Origin of the sequence: Flavobacterium fragile (assembly GCF_023634865.1) — a bacterium.
Taxonomy (GTDB): Bacteria; Bacteroidota; Bacteroidia; order Flavobacteriales; family Flavobacteriaceae; genus Flavobacterium; species Flavobacterium fragile.
This window is the reverse complement of record NZ_JAMLJN010000011.1, coordinates 17,940-37,934: the sequence shown is the minus strand read 5'-3', so window position 1 is coordinate 37,934 and position 19,995 is coordinate 17,940. Positions and strand designations below refer to the sequence as shown.

General features: G+C 34.1%; 16 protein-coding genes, 1 tRNA gene and 1 riboswitch. Of the genes, 14 read left to right on the top strand and 3 right to left on the bottom strand.

Annotated elements, in window-relative coordinates:
• Positions 1-14: 14 nt before the first annotated feature.
• Positions 15-2,759 (top strand): carboxypeptidase-like regulatory domain-containing protein, encoded by a 2,745-nt coding sequence (locus tag NAT47_RS11470; protein ID WP_250582891.1) that lies wholly within the window; start codon positions 15-17, stop codon positions 2,757-2,759.
• Between the two features lie 51 nt (positions 2,760-2,810).
• Here NAT47_RS11470 and metK read toward each other — a convergent pair whose 3' ends face one another.
• Positions 2,811-4,061 carry a methionine adenosyltransferase gene (gene metK / locus NAT47_RS11465; protein ID WP_250582889.1) on the bottom strand — a complete coding sequence of 417 codons (1,251 nt, stop codon included), beginning with the start codon at positions 4,059-4,061 and terminating at the stop codon, positions 2,811-2,813.
• A gap of 350 nt (positions 4,062-4,411) precedes the next feature.
• Positions 4,412-4,517, top strand: a riboswitch (SAM riboswitch).
• A 94-nt stretch (positions 4,518-4,611) separates the two neighbouring features.
• Here metK and NAT47_RS11460 point away from each other — a divergent pair.
• The 3 genes from NAT47_RS11460 (at position 4,612) to metF (ending at position 9,478) form a co-directional block, all read left to right on the top strand.
• The gene (locus NAT47_RS11460) at positions 4,612-5,613 is read left to right on the top strand and encodes a homocysteine S-methyltransferase family protein (protein WP_250582887.1); all 1,002 of its coding nucleotides are present in this window, start codon (positions 4,612-4,614) and stop codon (positions 5,611-5,613) included.
• A gap of 160 nt (positions 5,614-5,773) precedes the next feature.
• Complete coding sequence (gene metH, locus NAT47_RS11455; RefSeq protein ID WP_250582885.1) at positions 5,774-8,446, top strand: methionine synthase; 2,673 nt, start codon at positions 5,774-5,776, stop codon at positions 8,444-8,446.
• 75 nt (positions 8,447-8,521) lie between these two features.
• Positions 8,522-9,478, top strand: coding sequence for a methylenetetrahydrofolate reductase [NAD(P)H] (metF, locus tag NAT47_RS11450; protein WP_250582883.1), 957 nt, complete (start codon positions 8,522-8,524; stop codon positions 9,476-9,478).
• Here the strand turns inward: metF and gldA are convergent, their stop codons facing one another.
• The gene (gene gldA, locus NAT47_RS11445; RefSeq protein ID WP_250582881.1) at positions 9,479-10,381 is read right to left on the bottom strand and encodes a gliding motility-associated ABC transporter ATP-binding subunit GldA; all 903 of its coding nucleotides are present in this window, start codon (positions 10,379-10,381) and stop codon (positions 9,479-9,481) included.
• A 170-nt stretch (positions 10,382-10,551) separates the two neighbouring features.
• Here gldA and NAT47_RS11440 point away from each other — a divergent pair, with 170 nt between their 5' ends.
• The 6 genes from NAT47_RS11440 (at position 10,552) to aroA (ending at position 15,444) form a co-directional block, all read left to right on the top strand.
• Positions 10,552-11,634, top strand: coding sequence for a bifunctional 3-deoxy-7-phosphoheptulonate synthase/chorismate mutase type II (locus NAT47_RS11440; protein WP_250582879.1), 1,083 nt, complete (start codon positions 10,552-10,554; stop codon positions 11,632-11,634).
• 87 nt (positions 11,635-11,721) lie between these two features.
• Positions 11,722-12,699 (top strand): ribosome small subunit-dependent GTPase A, encoded by a 978-nt coding sequence (gene rsgA, locus NAT47_RS11435; protein WP_250582877.1) that lies wholly within the window; start codon positions 11,722-11,724, stop codon positions 12,697-12,699.
• 109 nt (positions 12,700-12,808) lie between these two features.
• Positions 12,809-13,261, top strand: a complete 453-nt coding sequence (gene dtd / locus NAT47_RS11430) for a D-aminoacyl-tRNA deacylase (protein ID WP_250582875.1) — start codon at positions 12,809-12,811, stop codon at positions 13,259-13,261.
• A 193-nt stretch (positions 13,262-13,454) separates the two neighbouring features.
• On the top strand, positions 13,455-13,781 hold the full coding sequence (locus NAT47_RS11425; protein ID WP_073582268.1) for a nucleotide pyrophosphohydrolase: 327 nt from the start codon (positions 13,455-13,457) through the stop codon (positions 13,779-13,781).
• 83 nt (positions 13,782-13,864) lie between these two features.
• Complete coding sequence (locus NAT47_RS11420; RefSeq protein WP_250582873.1) at positions 13,865-14,191, top strand: DMT family transporter; 327 nt, start codon at positions 13,865-13,867, stop codon at positions 14,189-14,191.
• The gene (gene aroA, locus NAT47_RS11415) at positions 14,191-15,444 is read left to right on the top strand and encodes a 3-phosphoshikimate 1-carboxyvinyltransferase (protein WP_250582871.1); all 1,254 of its coding nucleotides are present in this window, start codon (positions 14,191-14,193) and stop codon (positions 15,442-15,444) included. Before NAT47_RS11420 ends, aroA begins: the two co-directional genes overlap by 1 nt.
• A gap of 7 nt (positions 15,445-15,451) precedes the next feature.
• On the opposite strand, the gene NAT47_RS11410 is transcribed toward aroA, so the two are convergent.
• A tRNA-Pro gene (locus NAT47_RS11410) sits at positions 15,452-15,525 on the bottom strand.
• A gap of 150 nt (positions 15,526-15,675) precedes the next feature.
• Between NAT47_RS11410 and queA the strand changes: the two genes are divergently transcribed.
• From queA to NAT47_RS11390, 4 genes are all read left to right on the top strand, one after another.
• The gene (queA, locus tag NAT47_RS11405; RefSeq protein WP_250582869.1) at positions 15,676-16,725 is read left to right on the top strand and encodes a tRNA preQ1(34) S-adenosylmethionine ribosyltransferase-isomerase QueA; all 1,050 of its coding nucleotides are present in this window, start codon (positions 15,676-15,678) and stop codon (positions 16,723-16,725) included.
• A gap of 131 nt (positions 16,726-16,856) precedes the next feature.
• Positions 16,857-18,137 carry a kynureninase gene (gene kynU, locus NAT47_RS11400; RefSeq protein ID WP_250582867.1) on the top strand — a complete coding sequence of 427 codons (1,281 nt, stop codon included), beginning with the start codon at positions 16,857-16,859 and terminating at the stop codon, positions 18,135-18,137.
• Between the two features lie 22 nt (positions 18,138-18,159).
• Positions 18,160-18,690, top strand: a complete 531-nt coding sequence (locus tag NAT47_RS11395; protein WP_250582866.1) for a toxin-antitoxin system YwqK family antitoxin — start codon at positions 18,160-18,162, stop codon at positions 18,688-18,690.
• Between the two features lie 67 nt (positions 18,691-18,757).
• Complete coding sequence (locus tag NAT47_RS11390; protein ID WP_250582864.1) at positions 18,758-19,834, top strand: agmatinase family protein; 1,077 nt, start codon at positions 18,758-18,760, stop codon at positions 19,832-19,834.
• The last annotated feature ends 161 nt before the right edge of the window (positions 19,835-19,995 follow it).

The window sequence follows — 19,995 nt, the reverse complement described above, 5'->3', positions numbered from 1 at the left end:
TATAAATATTGAAGATGAAAAAAATATTCTTTCTCTTAATAATGGTACTCTCAACGAGTACCTTTTCTCAAAACATTCGTTTTGAAGGTACTGTTAAAGATACAGCTGGTGTAGGTTTAGAAATGGCTAATATTATGGCTATTAATAAACAAACAAAAGCTATGGATGCTTATGCAATTACAAATGAAACAGGAAAATATGCTTTAAATTTAAAAGCAAGCACTGAATATACCCTAAAAGTTAGTTATATAGGTTTTCAAACTTTTGAGAAATCAATAACTACAGGAACTACTAACATGAATTTTCCTGTGGTTTTAAAAGAAGGAACGCAATTAAAAGAAGTCGAAATTGTTTATGAAATGCCTGTTACAGTTTCTGGAGATACCATTATTTACAATTCGGATTCTTTTACAAATGGTACTGAAAGAAAATTAGAAGATGTGCTTAAAAAACTTCCTGGTGTAGAGGTTAATAAAGATGGTGAAATTGAAGTGGAAGGAAAGAAGGTTCAGAAAGTAATGGTGGAAGGGAAAGACTTTTTTGATGGTGATACAAAATTAGCAACAAAAAATATCCCTGCTGATGCATTGGATAAAATTCAGGTTTTAAGAAATTACAATGAAGTTTCTAATTTAAAAGGACTTGAAAATAATGAAGAAAATGTAGCAATAAACATTAAATTAAAAGAAGGGAAAAAGAATTTTTGGTTTGGAGATATGAATGTTGGTATTGGACTGGGAACGGGTGATTCTAGGTATATTGTAAATCCTAAATTGTTTTATTATAATCCCAAATACAGTTTAAATGTAATTGCTAACGTTAATAATATTGGAGAATTACCGCTTACAGCTCAGGATTATTTCAAGTTTACTGGCGGATTTCGAAATATGATGCGTAAAGGAGGCTCTTCGTTTAATGTAGCTTCTAACGATTTAGGGATTATGGGGCTTCGAAATAATCAAGCTGCTAATATCGAGACTAAATTTGGAGCTGCAAACTTTAGTTTTAATCCATCAAAAGCATGGACTTTAAGTGGTTTTGGTATATTACTAGGAAATAAAACCGAAATAGAAAATCGTACAATTTCTAATCGTGTTGATAATCTTCCTGATGGTAGCACACAAACAATTACTGAAACACGTGAAGATTTTACTAGACAAAAAAGCGATCAAGTTTTATTTAAATTGAGTTCGAGTTATGTGCCTTCAGAAAAGAAACATATCGATTATGATGCCTTAATTAAATTATCCGATCAAAAAGAAAATACTAGCCTTTTTTCTAGTTTGCTTTCTGATGTTTACACTGGTAAGAGACAGAATCCTTTTTCGATAAATCAAAATTTGAATTATTATTATACCCTAAATGACAAGCATATTTTTGCCTACGAAATGCAACATTTGTATCAAAAAGAAGATCCTTTTTATAATGCCAACTTAGAGACCTTGCCTTTTTCGCCATTATTAACAGGGTATGTGGATGAAGGATCTGGAGTTAGGGATGATGTCACTCAGAAGCGCTTTGTACAAACCAATAAATTAGATGCCAAGTTTGATTATTATTATATGGTAACACCAAAAAGTAATATCAATTTGACATTAGGGAATACGTATTCTTATCAAAATTTTGATTCATCAATTTTTCAGTTGCTAAACAATGGAACTCAAAATAATTTAACTGATGCTACGACAATCAATGATGTGAATTATACTTTTAACGATGTCTTTTTGGGAGTTCACTATAAGTTTTTGTTAGGGGAGTTTACTTTTAATCCCGGATTTAGCGTACATCAATTTAATATGAATGATGAGCAATTAGCGTCTTCAAATAAACAATCATTTAACAGAATTTTACCTGATTTTTATGCAATGTGGCAAATTAAGAAGTCGGAAACATTAACGTATAATTATTCGTTAACTAACAATTTTACAGACATTAATAAATTGGCTCAAGGTTATGTGTTTTCAAACTATAATAGTTTATTTAGTGGAAATAGAATGTTAGAAAACTCTACCTCTCAAGTACATTCGCTACGTTATTTTAAGTACAACATGTTTAATTTTGAGAATATTTTTGCCAATATTTCTTATACAAGACAAGTAGATGCAATTAAAAATAGAGCTTTATTATTTGGCGTGAATCAAATTTCTTCTTCTGAGAATATTAATTCTAATTTTCCAGATGAAACTTTCTCGGCAAGTGGAAATTATGGACGTTCGTTTGCTCGTTATTACAAAGCAAATTTTAGAGCAGGTTTCAATTGGTCTAAGTTTAATAATATTAGGGTGTATCCAGATGCTGATGCTAATCCAAATAATAATCCATCGGAAATCCAAACTATCGAATCGTATTCACAGAATTATAATTTGAGTTTTTCAACCAATTATAAGAAGTTACCAAACTTAACATTAGGGTATAATTTCTCTATAAATGATAATTTTTCGGATGTAATTTATGTGGATAGTCCAACGGTAACGTTAGAATATTATTTCTTAAATGCTTTTTCTTTTGTTTCTGAATATTCCTATTTTCATAATAGAAATAAATCCAAGACAATTGATAGTGAGTATGATTTCTTAACGGCTAGTTTGATGTATCAAAAGAAAGACAGTAAATGGGAGTGGAGATTATCGGGTACTAATTTACTTGAAACCAGATCTCTTGATACAAACAGTTTTAATCAATTAGGAGGAGCTAGTAGCTTTTCGAGTTACAGAGTACAACCAAGGTTTATAATTTTAGGTTTAAAGTACACTTTATAATCCATAAAAAAAGCCTGACTTAAGTCAGGCTTTTTTACAACTAATAATTTATTATAATTTAAAAGCAGCTTTTACTTGATCTACAAAATCTAATTTTTCCCAAGTAAATAATTCTACAGTTAATGTTTTAGATTCTCCACCTGGAGCCGTAAACGTTTTAGTCACGACTTCTGGTGTTCTTCCCATGTGTCCATAAGCAGCAGTTTCACTGTAAATCGGATTTCTTAATTTCAAACGTTGTTCAATAAAGTACGGACGCATGTCGAAAATACCTTCAACTACTTTACTAATTTCTCCGTCAGTTAAATTCACTTTTGCAGTTCCGTAAGTGTTTACGTTGATTGATGTTGGTTCAGCAACTCCAATTGCGTAAGAAACTTGCACTAAAATTTCGTCAGCTACACCAGCAGCCACTAAATTTTTAGCAATATGACGTGTTGCATAAGCAGCCGAACGGTCTACTTTAGAAGGGTCTTTTCCAGAGAAAGCACCACCACCGTGAGCTCCTTTTCCACCGTAAGTATCTACGATAATTTTTCTTCCTGTTAAACCAGTGTCTCCGTGAGGTCCTCCAATTACGAATTTTCCTGTTGGGTTAATGTGATATTTAATTGCATCATTAAATAAATGAGCGTATTGAGGATTTTTAGCAATCACTCTTGGAATCAAAATTTCAATGATATCTTTTTTGATTTTAGCCAACATCGTTGGTTCATCAGCAAAATCATCATGTTGAGTTGAAACTACAATAGCATCAATTCGAACCGGTTTGTTATCATCAGAATATTCTAAAGTAACCTGAGATTTCGCATCCGGACGTAAGTAAGTGATTTCTTTATTCTCTCTTCTTAAATCCGCTAATTCTTGAAGAATTTGGTGTGATAATTTCAATGCTAAAGGCATGAACTCAGCAGTTTCATTCGTGGCGTAACCAAACATCATTCCTTGGTCACCTGCACCTTGCTCTTCTTTGCTAGCTCTATCCACTCCTTGGTTAATATCAGCAGATTGTTCGTGAATTGCAGATAAAACTCCACAAGAATTTGCTTCGAACATATATTCGCTTTTCGTGTAACCAATTTTCTTGATTACATCTCTTGCGATAGTTTGTACATCTAAATACGTGTTTGATTTAACTTCCCCAGCTAAAATTACCTGACCTGTAGTTACTAAAGTTTCACAAGCTACTTTTGACTCAGGGTCAAATGCTAAAAAGTTATCAATTAATGCGTCTGAAATTTGATCCGCAACTTTGTCAGGATGTCCTTCACTCACTGATTCTGACGTAAATAAATAAGCCATAATAATTTTTTTTAAATTTTAAGCGAGGAAAAATAATTGCAAATAGTGCCTAAAGGAGTAGTAATTACTGCTTTAGCATTTTTTAATGAGGTTGCAATCAGTTCAAATTTTTCCTCTTAATTTTCGGATGCAAATTTAAGAACTGATTTTTAATTATGGAAACAAATAGAGTTTTTTTAACAAAAATGATTTTATTTTATTTAAAACTCAAATAGATTAGATTTTTAATCTATAAATAATTATTTTAAGTTTAAATAATTCTAAATTTAATATTTAAATTATAATTATATAGAAAATATTTCATTATTTCAATTTTGTTAGTACATTTGTCCTGTTCATGATTTTAGTGTTTGTTATCACGAAAGCTGGAGGGAATAGACCCTATGAAAGCTTAGCAACCTCCCGCGCCAGTGGAAAGGTGCTACATTCTATCCGCCTAGGCGGAAAAGATAACCTTAGGAAATTCTTTCCAATTTCTTGATAACATATTAATAAATAAACCATTGCGAACCTTGCGAAAACCCTTTGCGAGCTTTGTGTTAAAAATAATATGTCAAAAATTCAAGAAGAAATAAAAAAACGAATTCTCGTGCTCGATGGGGCTATGGGAACAATGCTACAACGTTATAAATTTGAAGAAAAAGATTTTAGAGGCGAACGCTTCAAAGATTTTCCGCATCATTTAAAAGGAAATAACGATCTGCTTTCTATTACCCAACCTGAAGCGGTGAAAGCTGTACATCGTGCCTATTTCGAGGCAGGTGCCGATATTGTAGAAACCAATACTTTTTCGGGAACGACTATCGGAATGGCGGATTATCACATGGAAGATTTAGTCTACGAATTGAACTTTCAATCCGCAAAAATTGCTCGAGAAGTTGCAGATGAATTTACAGATAAGCCAAGATTTGTAGCGGGTTCTATTGGACCAACCAACAGAACAGCATCCATGTCACCTGATGTAAACGACCCTGGATTTCGAGCTGTGAATTTCGATGACTTAAAAATCGCTTACAAACAACAAGTGGAGGCTTTAATTGATGGTGGTTGCGATTTACTTTTGGTAGAAACAATTTTCGATACGTTGAATGCGAAAGCAGCTTTGTTTGCAATTGAAGAAGTAAAAGAAGAACGAAATATCGATATTCCAATAATGGTTTCAGGAACAATTACCGATGCTTCTGGAAGAACATTGTCGGGTCAAACCGTTGAGGCTTTTTTGATTTCGATTTCACATATTCCTCTTTTAAGTGTTGGATTTAATTGTGCCTTGGGAGCCGACCAATTGAAACCGTATTTGAAACGATTAGGAAATAACACCTCATTAAATATTTCAGCCCATCCCAATGCAGGTTTACCAAACGCTTTCGGTCAATACGACCAAACGCCTGAAGAAATGCAACAATTAATTCGCGAATATTTACAAGAAAATCTAGTGAATATCATCGGTGGATGTTGCGGAACAACCCCAGAACACATCAAATTAATTGCGGAGGTGGCAAAAGAATTCAAACCACGCCCCGTAGAGAAAACGCATGCGTTGTCTCAATAATTGATTTGTCAATTATTAAATATGTAAACAATGAAAAACAGTACCATAAAAATACAATTCAAAACATTTTTACAGTCACAACAATGTAGAGTTTGCCAATACGTGAGCAACAGTAAATCCTTTTGGAAAGATGTTGCAAAACACTATAAAAGAATAAGTAATGAGTTATAATTCCGATAAATATTTAAAATTATCAGGTTTAGAACCTTTGATTGTAACTCCAGAAACCAATTTTGTGAACGTTGGAGAACGAACAAATGTAACCGGTTCTAGAAAATTTCTTCGATTAATTAAGGAAGAAAAATACGATGAAGCCTTAGATATCGCACGTGCTCAAGTAGAAGGTGGTGCACAAATTATCGACGTCAACATGGATGAAGGTATGTTGGATGGTGTTTATGCGATGACCAAATTCCTGAATCTAATCGCGGCCGAACCTGACATAGCCCGAGTTCCTGTGATGATAGATTCTTCCAAATGGGAAATCATTGAAGCGGGATTAAAAGTGATTCAAGGAAAAGGTGTGGTGAACTCGATTTCGTTAAAAGAAGGAGAAGCAACTTTTATCCATCATGCCAAATTAATCAAACGATACGGAGCTGCAGTAATCGTAATGGCTTTTGACGAAAACGGTCAGGCAGATACGTATGAAAGACGTATAGAAATCTGTAAAAGAAGTTATGATATTTTGGTGAACCAAGTGGGTTTTCCTGCTGAAGATATCATCTTTGATCCTAATATTTTTCCAGTCGCAACCGGAATGGAAGAACACAAACTAAATGCTTTAGATTTCTTCCGAGCTACCAAATGGATTCGTGAAAATCTTCCGTATGCTAATATTTCTGGTGGGGTTAGTAACGTGTCTTTTTCTTTCCGTGGCAACGATAAAGTGCGAGAGGCCATGCATTCGGCATTCTTATATCATGCCATTCAAAATGGAATGACAATGGGAATTGTAAATCCGGAAATGTTAGAGATTTATGATGAAATCGACCCGGTTTTGTTGGAACATGTGGAAGATGTTTTGCTAAATAGAAGAGAAGATGCTACCGAACGCTTGTTGGAATTAGCAGAAAGTTTCAAAGGTGATACAAAGTCGAATGAGAAAGCTGTGGCCGAATGGCGAAATGGTTCAGTTCAAGAACGATTAACGCATTCGTTAGTTAAAGGAATTGATGAGTTTATCGAAATTGATGTGGAAGAAGCACGTCAATTAGTTGAAAAACCTATAGAAGTAATTGAAAATCACCTGATGAACGGAATGAATGTGGTTGGTGATTTATTCGGAAGTGGAAAAATGTTCTTGCCTCAAGTTGTGAAATCAGCTCGTGTAATGAAAAAAGCAGTGGCTTATTTACTTCCTTATATTGAAGCTTCAAAGGACGGAAAATCGTCTTCAGCAGGAAAAGTGTTGATGGCAACGGTAAAAGGTGATGTACATGATATTGGTAAAAATATTGTTTCTGTAGTTTTAGCTTGTAATAATTTCGAAATCATCGATTTAGGTGTGATGGTTCCTCCAGAAAAAATCATTGAGACTGCGGTTAAAGAAAATGTAGATATTATTGGTTTGAGTGGTTTGATAACGCCATCGTTGGATGAAATGGTGTATTTGGCCAAAGAAATGGATAAACTGAATATCAAAATCCCCGTAATGATTGGTGGTGCGACAACTTCTCGTGCGCACACAGCAGTGAAAATTGCGCCAGAGTATAAGGAAACTGTGGTTCATGTGAACGATGCGTCTCGTGCAGTAACCGTTGCAACCCATTTATTACAATCGGAAACGAAAGTAACTTATGCACATTCGCTTCGCGAAGAATATGATAAGTTAAGAGAAGGATATTTGAATAGAAGCAAAGAGAAAAACTTCCTATCTATTGAAGAAGCTCGTAAAAATAAATTCAAAATCGACTGGAATACTTTCGAACCTGTAAAACCAAATTTCATTGGAACTAAAACTATTGAAGTTGCACTTTCAGAATTAGTAGATTTTATCGATTGGACACCTTTTTTTCAATCATGGGAATTGTATGGGAAATTTCCAACGATTTTAACCGATGAAATTGTAGGCGAACAAGCTTCTGATTTATATAAAGATGCCCAAAAAATGCTTTCTCAAATTGTTTCAGAAAAATGGTTCACAGCAAAAGGGATTTTAGGAATTTTTCCAGCGAATACAATAAATGATGATGATATTGAGCTTGTCACTTCGAGCGGAGTCGAGAAGTTCCTGAGTTTAAGACAACAATCTCAAAAAACGGTTGGAGCACCAAATATCGCTTTGGCAGATTTTATTGTACCAAAAGAAATTGGAAAACAAGATTATATTGGATGTTTCTGCGTTACAACTGGTTTTGGGGTAGATGAAAAAGCTTCGGAATTTGAAAAGCAATTAGACGATTACAATTCGATTTTGGTTAAAGCTTTAGGCGATAGATTAGCAGAAGCTTTCGCTGAATATCTACATTTAAAAGTTCGAAAAGAAATTTGGGGTTACGCTTCTGATGAGGTGTTATCAAATGAAGAATTAATCAAAGAAAAATACAAAGGAATTCGTCCCGCTCCCGGATATCCCGCTTGTCCTGACCATTTAGAAAAGCCAACAATTTGGAAATTATTAAATGTAGAACAAGAAATAGGAGTAAAGTTAACCGAAAGCATGGCGATGTGGCCAGCAGCTTCGGTTTCGGGCTATTATTTTGCGAATCCAGAAAGTAAATATTTTGGCTTAGGAAAAATTAAAAAAGACCAATTAGAAGATTACGCCAAAAGAAGAAATATAAGTATAGAATTAGCCGAAAAGTGGCTCTCACCAAACTTAGCAGATTAACATAAGGTATAGGGAAAAGGTATAAGGTAAATAGTTTGCCTTTAACCCCAAACCCAATGCCTAAAACCCAAAATAATGAAAGTAACAGAACATATACAAAACGCCAACGGAAAACCTTTGTTCTCCTTCGAGATTTTACCACCTTTAAAAGGTCAAAACATTCAATCTATTTTTGATAGTATCGATCCGTTGATGGAATTCAATCCACCATTTATTGATGTTACGTATCATCGTGAGGAATACGAATTTAAAGAGTTAGAAAACGGCTTGCTTCAGAAAAAAGTAGTAAAAAAACGTCCAGGAACGGTTGGGATTTGTGCTGGAATTCAGAATAAATATCAAGTAGATGCTATTCCACATATTTTGTGTGGTGGATTTACAAAAGAAGACACAGAGAATTTATTAATAGACTTGGATTTCTTAGGAATTGACAATGTCGTAGCGCTTCGTGGAGATGCGGTTAAAAGCGAAATTTACTTCAAACCCGAGAAAGAAGGTCATGCTTATGCATCGGAATTAGTAACGCAAATCAGCAATTTGAATAAAGGAATTTATCTAGACGAAGATTTGCAAAATTCAACCAAAACTGATTTTTGCATTGGAGTGGCAGGTTATCCAGAAAAACATATGGAAGCGCCAAGTATGGATAGCGACATTCATTTTTTGAAGCAAAAAATTAAAAATGGTGCCGATTATATTATTACCCAAATGTTTTTTGATAATCAAAAGTTTTTTGATTTTGTTGCAAAATGCAGAGCAGCTGGAATTACGGTTCCTATTATTCCAGGATTGAAACCTATCGCTACTAAAAAACAATTGAATTTAATACCACATCGTTTCAAAGTTGATTTGCCTGATGATTTAATTATGGCTGTGGTAAAAGCTAAAGACAACCATCAGGTTAAACAAATTGGGATTGAATGGTGTATAGAACAAAGCAAAGGCTTGGTCAAAGCTGGTATTCCAGTTTTGCACTACTATTCAATGGGAAAAGCTGAAAATATCAAAGCTATTGCAAAAGAAATATTTTGATTATTTTTTTGCCGTTTTCTCTCTAAAAATTTGTTCTAAGTTCTTGCTTTTCAAAACAAGTTGTAGTGTTCTTAATTGATGTTCTTGAGCAAAATCAAATAAGGCTGGGCGCATGTCTGTGGTTGAGGTAAACGTTAATTCCCATACCAAATCGTGTGTGTTTTTAGCGCTTTTTAGATTAGGTAGCGCGGCAAAAATACTTTCGGTAACTTCTTTATCGAATTCTACTTCGATAATTTGTTCGGCTTCTTCAGCTACTAAATTATTTAATTTTTTATCGGTTACGATTTTACCTTTATCGATAATGATAATTCTATCGCAAATAGCTTCCACTTCTTGCATGATATGAGTGGAAAGAAAAACGGTTTTGTCTTTTCCAATGTTTTTAATCAAATCCCGAATTTCAACTAATTGATTTGGATCTAATCCCGTAGTGGGTTCGTCCAGAATTAAGACATCTGGATTGTGCAATAAAGCTGTAGCCAATCCTACACGTTGGCGGTAACCTTTTGATAATTCTCCAATTTTTTTATGACATTCTGGAGTTAATCCGGTTAAAGCAATTACTTCGTCAATTCTTGATTTCGCAACTTTGTGCAAATCAGCATTGAAAGCTAAATATTCTCTAACATACAAATCAAGATAAAGCGGATTGTGTTCGGGTAAATATCCAACTGATTTTTGAACTTCTTTTTGTGCCGAAGCTACATCGTGTTCGTTCACCATTGCAGTTCCGCTATCTGCTGTTAAATAAGTGGTCAAAATTTTCATTAAAGTCGATTTCCCGGCACCATTTGGACCTAAAAAACCTACGATTTCTCCTTTTTTTACAGAAAAACTAACGTTATCCAACGCTTTTTGGTCTCCGTAATTTTTCGAAATATTTTGAACTTCTATCGACATAACTTGTAAATTTTAGCAAAAGTAACTTTTTTTAATAGAACTCAAATTGATTTAAAAAAGTATTTTCTACTTAAATTTTTATGAAAACAATTCGATTTTGAAGGCTGTTTTTAATTTAATTTTATAATTCTTAAGCAGAATTAATTGTAATTTTGCAACAATTGATTGTTATGGAAAATAAAAAAGAATTTCACACTTGGTTAGATGATTTTCACTTGAATCATCCCTTAGTCATCGCGGGTCCGTGCAGTGCGGAAACCGAGGAACAAGTTTTAAAAATAGCATACGAATTGAAAGATTCTGATGTGACGATTTTTCGTGCTGGAATTTGGAAACCCAGAACGCGTCCTGGAGGTTTTGAAGGCGTGGGAGAAATCGGGTTGAAATGGTTGCAAAAAGCCAAAGCAGAAACCGGTTTGTTAATGGCAACCGAAGTTGCTACAGCAGCTCACGTAAAATTAGCATTAGAATACGATATTGATGTATTGTGGATTGGTGCCAGAACAACCGTAAACCCTTTCGCCGTTCAAGAAATTGCAGATGCTTTGCAAGGTACAGATAAAATCGTTTTATTAAAGAACCCTGTAAATCCTGATTTGTCTTTATGGATTGGTGGTTTAGAACGATTGTATAATGCCAATATTAAGAAATTAGGCGTAATTCACAGAGGATTTTCAACTTACGAAAAAACAAAATATCGTAATAATCCTGAATGGCAAATTGCTATCGATATGCAAAATCGTTTTCCAGATTTGCCTTTGATTTGCGATCCTTCACACATTACTGGAAAGCGCGATATGATTCAAGAAGTGTCGCAACAAGCCTTAGATTTGAATTATGATGGCTTAATTATCGAAACCCACATCGACCCAGATAATGCTTGGAGTGATGCGGCCCAACAAGTAACGCCAACTACTTTAAAGCAAATGTTTTTGAATTTAAAAGTTAGAAAAGTTACCGATGATGAGAGTGAATACAATCAAAAAATGGCAAAATTGCGTATGCAAATAGATGAGTTTGATGAAAAAATACTCGAGATTTTGGGTAACCGAATGAAAGTTGCAGATAAAATCGGATTGCTAAAAAAAGAAAAGAATGTTGCGATTTTACAAAACCAACGTTGGAATGAAATTTTAGGTAAAATGATTTTGGAAGGTGAAGAGAAAGGCTTGAGTAATGAATTTGTAATGCAATTGTTTAAAGCAATTCATCAAGAAAGTATTAGCCATCAAGAAAAAGTGATAAATAAATAATTTTTAACTAGAAACGCTATCTTTGCTTTAATTAACGAAGTGAATTTAGAAAACTTCTAACTTCTAGCTTCTAACTTCTAACTTTGTATGACAGGAATCGTTTATAAATCTACCGGAAGTTGGTACACCATTAAAACAGAAAATGGTGAATTTTTGGAGTGCCGTATAAAAGGTAAATTTAGAATGAAAGGTATTAAAAGTACCAATCCAATTGCGGTGGGAGACGTTGTAGATTATGACATTGAAAATACAACCGACGAAACAACGGGTGTAATTACGACAATTCATGACAGAAAGAATTATATTGTTAGAAAATCCGTTAACTTATCGCATCAAGTGCATATTATTGCAGCTAATATTGATGTGGTGTTTCTTTTAGTAACGATAAATAATCCGCCAACAACCACAAGTTTTATCGATCGATTTTTAGTAACGGCAGAAGCTTACGGAATTGAAGCCATTATCGTATTCAATAAAATTGATACGTTTGACGAAGCTACTCTAGATGAACAACTGTATTTACAGCACATCTATTCTTCAATAGGTTATCAATGTTTACGAATTTCAGCCCAAACCGGAAAAGGAATTGATGAATTGAAAGCGCTTATGAAAGATAAGGTGTCCATGTTTTCGGGACATTCGGGTGTTGGAAAATCCACATTAGTTAATACTTTAGAACCTACATTAAATCTAAAAACCAAACAAATTTCATCATCACATGCCCAAGGACAACACACCACAACATTCGCTGAAATGTTTGATTTGTCTTTTGGAGCTAAAATTATAGATACACCAGGAATTCGAGGTTTTGGAATTGTTGATATGGAAAAACAAGAAATTGGGGATTATTTTCCTGAATTTTTCGCTTTGAAAGACCAATGTAAGTTCAACAATTGTTTGCATAAAGACGAACCGCATTGTGCTGTAAAAGCTGCATTAGAAAAAGATGAAATTGCCTGGTCTAGATATAAAAGTTACATCCAAATTTTAGAAGGGGACGACGAACAATACCGAGCTGATATTTACGATGCCGAAAGAAAGGCAAGTGACGAAACTAGGAAATAGCCTCCCCAACCCCTACAAAGGATGGGGTTTTATAAAGATTGTGTTATAAAATGATGAAATAAATATTAAAGTATAAATTCTAAATTCCCCCTTTGGGGGTTAGGTGGCTATGAAAGCAGTAATACAAAGGGTTTCTGAATCATCAGTTACTATTAATAACGAAATTGTTGCTCAAATTCAAAAAGGGCTATTGGTTTTGGTTGGTATAGAAGATGCCGATAATCAAGAAGACATCAATTGGTTAACATCCAAAATAGCAAATCTTCGCATATTTCCTGATGAAAATGAGGTCATGAACTTGTCATTAAAAGACATTGATGGCGAAATAATTGTAGTTTCGCAATTCACGTTACATGCTGCTACAAAAAAAGGAAATCGCCCAAGTTATATCAAAGCCTCTAAACCTGAAATTGCTATACCACTTTATGAATCTTTTGTAAAACAAATGGAATTAGAATTAAGCAAAAAAGTACAAACAGGACAATTTGGTGCCGACATGAAAGTGAGTTTGGTTAATGATGGGCCAGTTACTATTATTATTGATACTAAAAATAAAGAGTAATGAAACAGAAATGGAAGAATTTCACTATCTCTTTTTTTATTAATGGATTGATATATGGTTTATTAATGTATTTTGTAGGCTCTATAAATTCATTAGAACAATTTCTTTTTAGTGTTTCTTTCTTTGGATTGTTTATGGCTTTTTTTAACACGTTTGTGTTACCAAGTTTAAATAAAAATAAAACAGATAAACAATGAATCTAAAAAACGCCCAACAAGAAGTTGATAATTGGATTAAAGAACACGGTGTTCGTTATTTCAATGAATTAACTAATATGGCCCAACTTACCGAAGAAGTAGGTGAAGTAGCTCGTATTATCGCCCGTCGTTATGGCGAGCAATCGGAGAAAGAATCGGATAAAAACAAAGATCTAGGCGAGGAATTAGCCGACGTAGTTTTCGTAGTTTTGTGTTTAGCCAATCAAACAGGAGTGGATTTACAAGCTGCTTTTGATAAAAAAATGGATTTGAAAACCAAACGCGATCACGACAGACATCATAATAACGAGAAATTAAAGTAAGATTTTGAGGTAAGGGCAAAAGGTAAAAAGTCACTTTTATTATTGAATTTCCCTTCACCCTTAACCATTTACCCTAACAAAACATGAACTGGATTTTACTCATCATAGCAGGATTATTTGAAGTAGGTTTCGCTACTTGTCTCGGAAAAGCTAAGGAAACAACAGGAAATGCCTCTTTTCTCTGGTATATAGGTTTTTTAGTTTGTCTTTCCATTAGCATGATATTGCTCGTAAAAGTAACAAAAGAATTACCTATCGGAACCGCTTATGCTGTGTGGACAGGGATTGGTGCTGTAGGAAGTGTTTTAATGGGAATTATCGTTTTTAAAGAACCTGCTACTTTTTGGCGCGTGTTCTTTATAAGTACTTTGATTATCTCAATAATTGGATTGAAAGCCGTTACCAAATAATGGATTTATTTTTAACATACAACTCGCAACTTGCAATTCGTAACTCGCAACTTTCCATCACAGGAAGCAAATCAGAGACGAATAGACTATTGCTTTTGCAAGCTTTGTATCCCAATTTGAAGCTGGAAAATACTTCTAATTCTGATGACTCCGAAGTGATGTTGAAGGCATTGCAAAACTCCCAACTCCCAACTCCCAACTCCCAACTCATAGACGTTCACCACGCAGGAACAGCGATGCGGTTTTTAACTGCATATTTTTCTATTCAAGAAGGAAGAGAAGTAGTTTTAACAGGCTCTTCTCGAATGAAAGAACGTCCGATTCAAATTTTGGTTGACGCTTTAAATCAGTTAGGAGCCGAAATTACTTATGAAGAAAAGAAAGGTTTTCCTCCAATAAGAATCAAAGGGAAAAAAATAACCCAGAATAAAGTATCACTGTCAGCCAATGTAAGCAGTCAATATATTTCAGCCTTGTTGTTAATTGCGCCCAAATTAGAAAAGGGTTTGGAATTAATCTTAGAAGGCGAAATCACATCTGTTCCATACATCAAAATGACATTGGCGTTATTAAATGAAATAGGAGTAACGACTTCATTTGTTGGAAATAAAATCACAGTTTGTCATGCTGAACTCGTTTCAGCATCTCAGTTAATTGTAGAGTCCGATTGGAGTTCGGCTTCCTATTGGTATTCCATTGTGGCCTTATCTTCAATTGGAACACAAATTACACTTTCAAGCTATAAAAAAAATAGTTTACAAGGCGATAGTGCTTTGGTAAACATTTATCAAGATTTTGGAGTTGAAACTACTTTTAATAGTGATAATTCAATTACGATTTCAAAAGAAAAAAAACATAACCTTTTGCCTTTTAGCCATAACCTTAAAGATTCTCCCGATATTGCTCAAACTATAGCAGTTACTTGCTTTGGATTAGGAATAGCTTGTGATTTAACGGGATTACATACGCTAAAAATCAAAGAAACCGATCGATTGGAAGCTTTAAAAATAGAACTTACTAAGCTTGGAGCTGAAATTTCAGTTACTAATGATGCGTTATATTTGAAATCCTCACTAACTATTAAAGAGAATATCAGTATCTCCACTTACCAAGACCACAGAATGGCCATGGCTTTTGCTCCTTTAGCTTTGAAAGCTCCAATACAAATTAATGAAGCTGAAGTGGTATCTAAATCATATCCCGATTTTTGGGAAGATTTAAAAAAAGTAGGATTTTCTATTGAAGAAATTTAGAAAAAAGTCGGGATGACTGGATTCGAACCAGCGACCCCTAGCACCCCATGCTAGTACGCTACCAGGCTGCGCTACATCCCGAAACTTTTGCAAAAATAATAACTTTAATTAGATTTATAAAAAATAAACATCAATTTACTTGACAACCCCTATTTTCAGATTGTATATTTGCAACCGTTTTTAGTAAGATGCAAGTCTTAATACTAAATTCTTAATACTTAATACTAAACTATGAAATTATCGCATTTCAATTTCAATTTGCCAGAAGAATTATTAGCTGAATTTCCTACAGAAAACAGAGATGAATCTCGTTTAATGGTAGTAAACAGAAAAACAGGAACTATTGAACACAAATTATTCAAAGATGTGATCGATTATTTCGATGACGGAGATGTAATGGTGTTAAACAATACTAAAGTTTTTCCAGCTCGTTTGTACGGAAATAAAGAAAAAACAGGCGCTCGTATCGAAGTTTTCTTATTAAGAGAATTAAATGCTGAACAACGTTTATGGGATGTTTTAGTAGATCCAGCACGTAAAATTCGTATCGGAAATAAATTATATTTTGGAGATGACGATTCGTTAGTAGCTGAAGTAATTGATAATACCACTTCTCGTGGAAGAACATTGCGTTTCTTATACGATGGTTCGTATGAAGAATTCAGAGAAAAATTGGTAGAACTAGGTGAAACACCAATTCCTAAATACATCAATCGTGAAGTAACACCAGAAGATGCTGAGCGTTACCAAACTATTTATGCAAAAGAAGAAGGTGCTGTTGCGGCTCCAACTGCGGGTCTACACTTTTCTAAACATTTATTAAAACGTTTAGAAATTAAAGGAGTAAATTTTGCAGAAGTTACGCTTCACGTTGGCCTTGGAACTTTCAATCCAGTGGAGGTAGAAGATTTATCGAAACACAAAATGGATTCGGAAGAAATGATTATTACGCAAGAAGCTTGTGATATTGTTAATAATGCAAAAGTTAATAAGAAAAAAATCTGTTGCGTTGGAACCACTTCGATGAGAGCCATGGAAAGTTCTGTTTCTTCTCAAAGAACGTTAAATCCTTATACAGGTTGGACAAATAAATTTATTTATCCTCCTTACGACTTTAGTATTGCGGATTGCATGATTACCAATTTCCATACCCCAAAATCAACTTTATTAATGATGATTTCAGCTTTCTGTGGTCATGATTTAATGATGAAAGCATACAAAGAAGCCATTCAAGAAAAATATCGTTTTTATTCTTACGGAGATGCGATGTTAATTATATAATTTCTCAATCCCAATCGAAAGGTTGGGATTTTTTATTTTCTAATCCTTCAGATTCAAATTCCTTTTGTCTTTTTTAAAAGTTGGACACCTACTAACTTTTCCCTATTTTTGCTAACCAAACAACCAAATAGATGACTTTTCAAAATACGCGCGAATTCGCACAAAGTTTAGACGCTCAAGATGAATTGAGAAAATACAGAGACGAATTTTACTTTCCACATGTCAACGGAAAACAAGTAATTTATTTTACCGGAAACTCATTGGGTTTACAGCCTAAAAGAACAAAAGCTTACGTGGATGAAGTGATGAACGATTGGGCTAATTTGGCGGTAGAAGGTCACTTTTATGCTGATAAACCTTGGTGGGATTATCAAGAGCGATTCGCTGCTCCATTAAGCGAAATTGTTGGAGCAAAACCTTCAGAAGTTGGTGTTATGAATACCTTAACCGTGAATCTTCATTTGTTAATGGTATCTTTTTACAATCCAACGCCAAAGAAATTCAAAATTATTTGTGAGGAAAAAGCGTTTCCAAGCGACCAATACATGTTCCAAAGTCAAGTGAAATTTCATGGTTTTGATCCAAAAGATGCAATTGTAGAAATCAAAAGAAGAGAAGGAGAAGCGAATATTCGATTAGAAGATGTATTAGCTAAAATTGATGAGGTAGGAAATGAATTAGCTTTGGTTTTAATCGGCGGTGTAAATTATTATACGGGGCAAGTTTTTGATATGAAAACCATCACGGCAGCCGGACAAAAATACGGTGCTTATGTGGGTTGGGATTTAGCTCATGCTGCCGGAAATATCAAATTAAATTTACACGATTGGAATGTAGACTTCGCGGCTTGGTGTAGTTATAAATATATGAATTCTGGACCAGGAAATGCATCTGGATTTTTTGTCCATGAAAAACATCATAACGATAAAGAATTAAAGCGTTTTGCAGGTTGGTACGGACACAATAAAGAGCGTCGTTTTAAAATGGAACCCGATTTTGATCCAGTTCATGGAGCAGATGGATGGCAAATTAGTAATCTTCCGATTTTATCTTTAGCACCTTATTTAGCTTCGGTAGAAATGTTTGCTGAGGTTGGAATGGATAAATTGATAGCAAAGCGAAATTTAATAACTTCTTATTTAGAATTCATTTTACACGAAATTGATAAAGAATTAGAAGGAGCCGATTTTGAAATTATTACACCATCGAATCCAGAAGAACGCGGATGTCAGTTGTCAGTATATCTTCACGGACAAGGAAGAGAGTTATTCGATAGATTAATGAAAAGCGGCGTAATCACCGATTGGAGAGAACCAAATGTAATTCGTTTAGCACCGGCACCATTCTATTGTTCTTTTGAAGATATGTACGAATTTGGACAAATATTGAAAAGACTGATTTTGGAGAAATAGTGTAAACTTAATTTAATTAAAATTGAAGTCATCTTTTTTACTTTTTTCTCTTATTTTATTTTTGAGTTGTAAAACTTCGAGTATTGAGGTCAATCATTTAAAAGAAAATGAAATTACCTTATTTTATGATACAGGGGAAGTAAAAAATATTGGAGTAATTGATGCTTTTCATAAAGAATATTATAATTTTAGAGTAGGATTTTGGAAGGAATTTCATAAAAATGGGAAATTAAAATCAGAAGGTAATTATAAATTAGATACTTATAAACAATGTTGTGTAAGTGGGTTTTGTGATGGTTATTACAGTTACAAATATGGAGAATGGAAATACTATCATGAAAATGGAAACCTAAAGGCAAAAGGTACGTATCGAATAGGTAAGAAATATAAAAAAACAAGTTGTGAAGGAGGTGATGAAATAAATTTTGGTTATGTCACAAACAATTGGAATTTTTATGATACAAATGGGAATGAAATTAAACCATCTGAAAAAGATATTTTAGAAATTGAGAATAGTAGTTACCTTGATGAATTCGATATGAGTAAATATTGAAGCAATTGATTTTGAATAAATAATAACTTCAGGTTCAAAACCTGAAACTTGAAACTTGAAACAAAAAATGACCAAACAACAAATCATAGAAAATTTTGACCCATCACAACCTGGGTTAGCAGATGCAACCGTTTTTGGATTGCCATTCTCAGCAGAGCAAAGTGAAATTATTGTAGTTCCGGTGCCATGGGAAGTAACAGTAAGTTATGGAGCCGGTGCTTCGGAAGGACCCGATGCGATTTTAGATGCTTCTTTTCAAGTAGATTTAAATCATCAAGAGTTCCCTGAATTATGGAAATTAGGAATTTACATGGATGAAGCGCCAGCACATTGGGCAAAGAATTCAGAAAAATATAAAAGTTTAGCCCAACCCATAATCGAAGCATTAGAAAGTGGAGAAGATGTGGCAACTTTTCCAGCCTTACAAGCGGATTTAGATAAAATCAATAAAGTATGTAAGGAATTGCATCAAGAAGTAAAAGACCGCGTGTTGCATTGGATGAACCAAGGTAAAAAAGTGGTGCTTCTTGGTGGAGATCATTCCACACCATTAGGCTATTACCAAGCTTTAGCAACCAAATACGACAACTTCGGAATCTTGCATTTAGATGCGCACATGGATTTACGTATTGCGTACGAAGGATTCACATATTCGCACGCTTCTATTATGTACAATGCTTTACAAATTCCACAAATTTCTAAAATTGTACAAGTGGGTATTCGCGATTTTTGTGAGCAAGAAGTGGAAGTCGCTTTAAAAGATAGAGTTTTAGTGCATACCGATATGGATTTAAAACAAGAAGCTTTCGAAGGCAAAACTTGGCAACAACAATGCGATCATATCATCGCTTCGTTACCAGATAAAGTTTGTATTTCGTTTGATATTGACGGCATGTATCCTTGGTATTGTCCTAACACAGGAACTCCAGTACCGGGTGGATTTTCATTTGAGCAAGCCGCTTATTTGTTCAGTCGCCTAGCGGAAACGAATAAAGAAATTATCGGATTTGATTTAGTTGAGGTTGCACCTGGTGATGACGACTGGGATGGAAACGTAGGAGCAAGAATGTTATTCCATATGTGTGGTGCTTTTGCAAAATCTCAGAAAATGAATGTGGGGAATAAGATTAAATTTAATAAGTAAAGTTTAATTTGAATATATAAAGTCAGACTGAAGTTGTTTTAGTTTGACTTTTTAATTTAATAACTTCTTTATAGTCTAAAATAAATGATAGAATTAGGTATTTTATTTTTAATAATTGCGGGTAGTTATGCATACTCCTTGAAGTTTTGGAAGAAAAACCA

Coding starts and splice junctions, on each gene's coding strand:
- NAT47_RS11470 (WP_250582891.1), top strand. CDS start 15: ATGAAAAAAATATTCTTTCTCTTAATAATGGTACTCTCAACGAGTACC.
- metK (WP_250582889.1), bottom strand. CDS start 4,061: ATGGCTTATTTATTTACGTCAGAATCAGTGAGTGAAGGACATCCTGAC.
- NAT47_RS11460 (WP_250582887.1), top strand. CDS start 4,612: ATGTCAAAAATTCAAGAAGAAATAAAAAAACGAATTCTCGTGCTCGAT.
- metH (WP_250582885.1), top strand. CDS start 5,774: ATGAGTTATAATTCCGATAAATATTTAAAATTATCAGGTTTAGAACCT.
- metF (WP_250582883.1), top strand. CDS start 8,522: ATGAAAGTAACAGAACATATACAAAACGCCAACGGAAAACCTTTGTTC.
- gldA (WP_250582881.1), bottom strand. CDS start 10,381: ATGTCGATAGAAGTTCAAAATATTTCGAAAAATTACGGAGACCAAAAA.
- NAT47_RS11440 (WP_250582879.1), top strand. CDS start 10,552: ATGGAAAATAAAAAAGAATTTCACACTTGGTTAGATGATTTTCACTTG.
- rsgA (WP_250582877.1), top strand. CDS start 11,722: ATGACAGGAATCGTTTATAAATCTACCGGAAGTTGGTACACCATTAAA.
- dtd (WP_250582875.1), top strand. CDS start 12,809: ATGAAAGCAGTAATACAAAGGGTTTCTGAATCATCAGTTACTATTAAT.
- NAT47_RS11425 (WP_073582268.1), top strand. CDS start 13,455: ATGAATCTAAAAAACGCCCAACAAGAAGTTGATAATTGGATTAAAGAA.
- NAT47_RS11420 (WP_250582873.1), top strand. CDS start 13,865: ATGAACTGGATTTTACTCATCATAGCAGGATTATTTGAAGTAGGTTTC.
- aroA (WP_250582871.1), top strand. CDS start 14,191: ATGGATTTATTTTTAACATACAACTCGCAACTTGCAATTCGTAACTCG.
- queA (WP_250582869.1), top strand. CDS start 15,676: ATGAAATTATCGCATTTCAATTTCAATTTGCCAGAAGAATTATTAGCT.
- kynU (WP_250582867.1), top strand. CDS start 16,857: ATGACTTTTCAAAATACGCGCGAATTCGCACAAAGTTTAGACGCTCAA.
- NAT47_RS11390 (WP_250582864.1), top strand. CDS start 18,758: ATGACCAAACAACAAATCATAGAAAATTTTGACCCATCACAACCTGGG.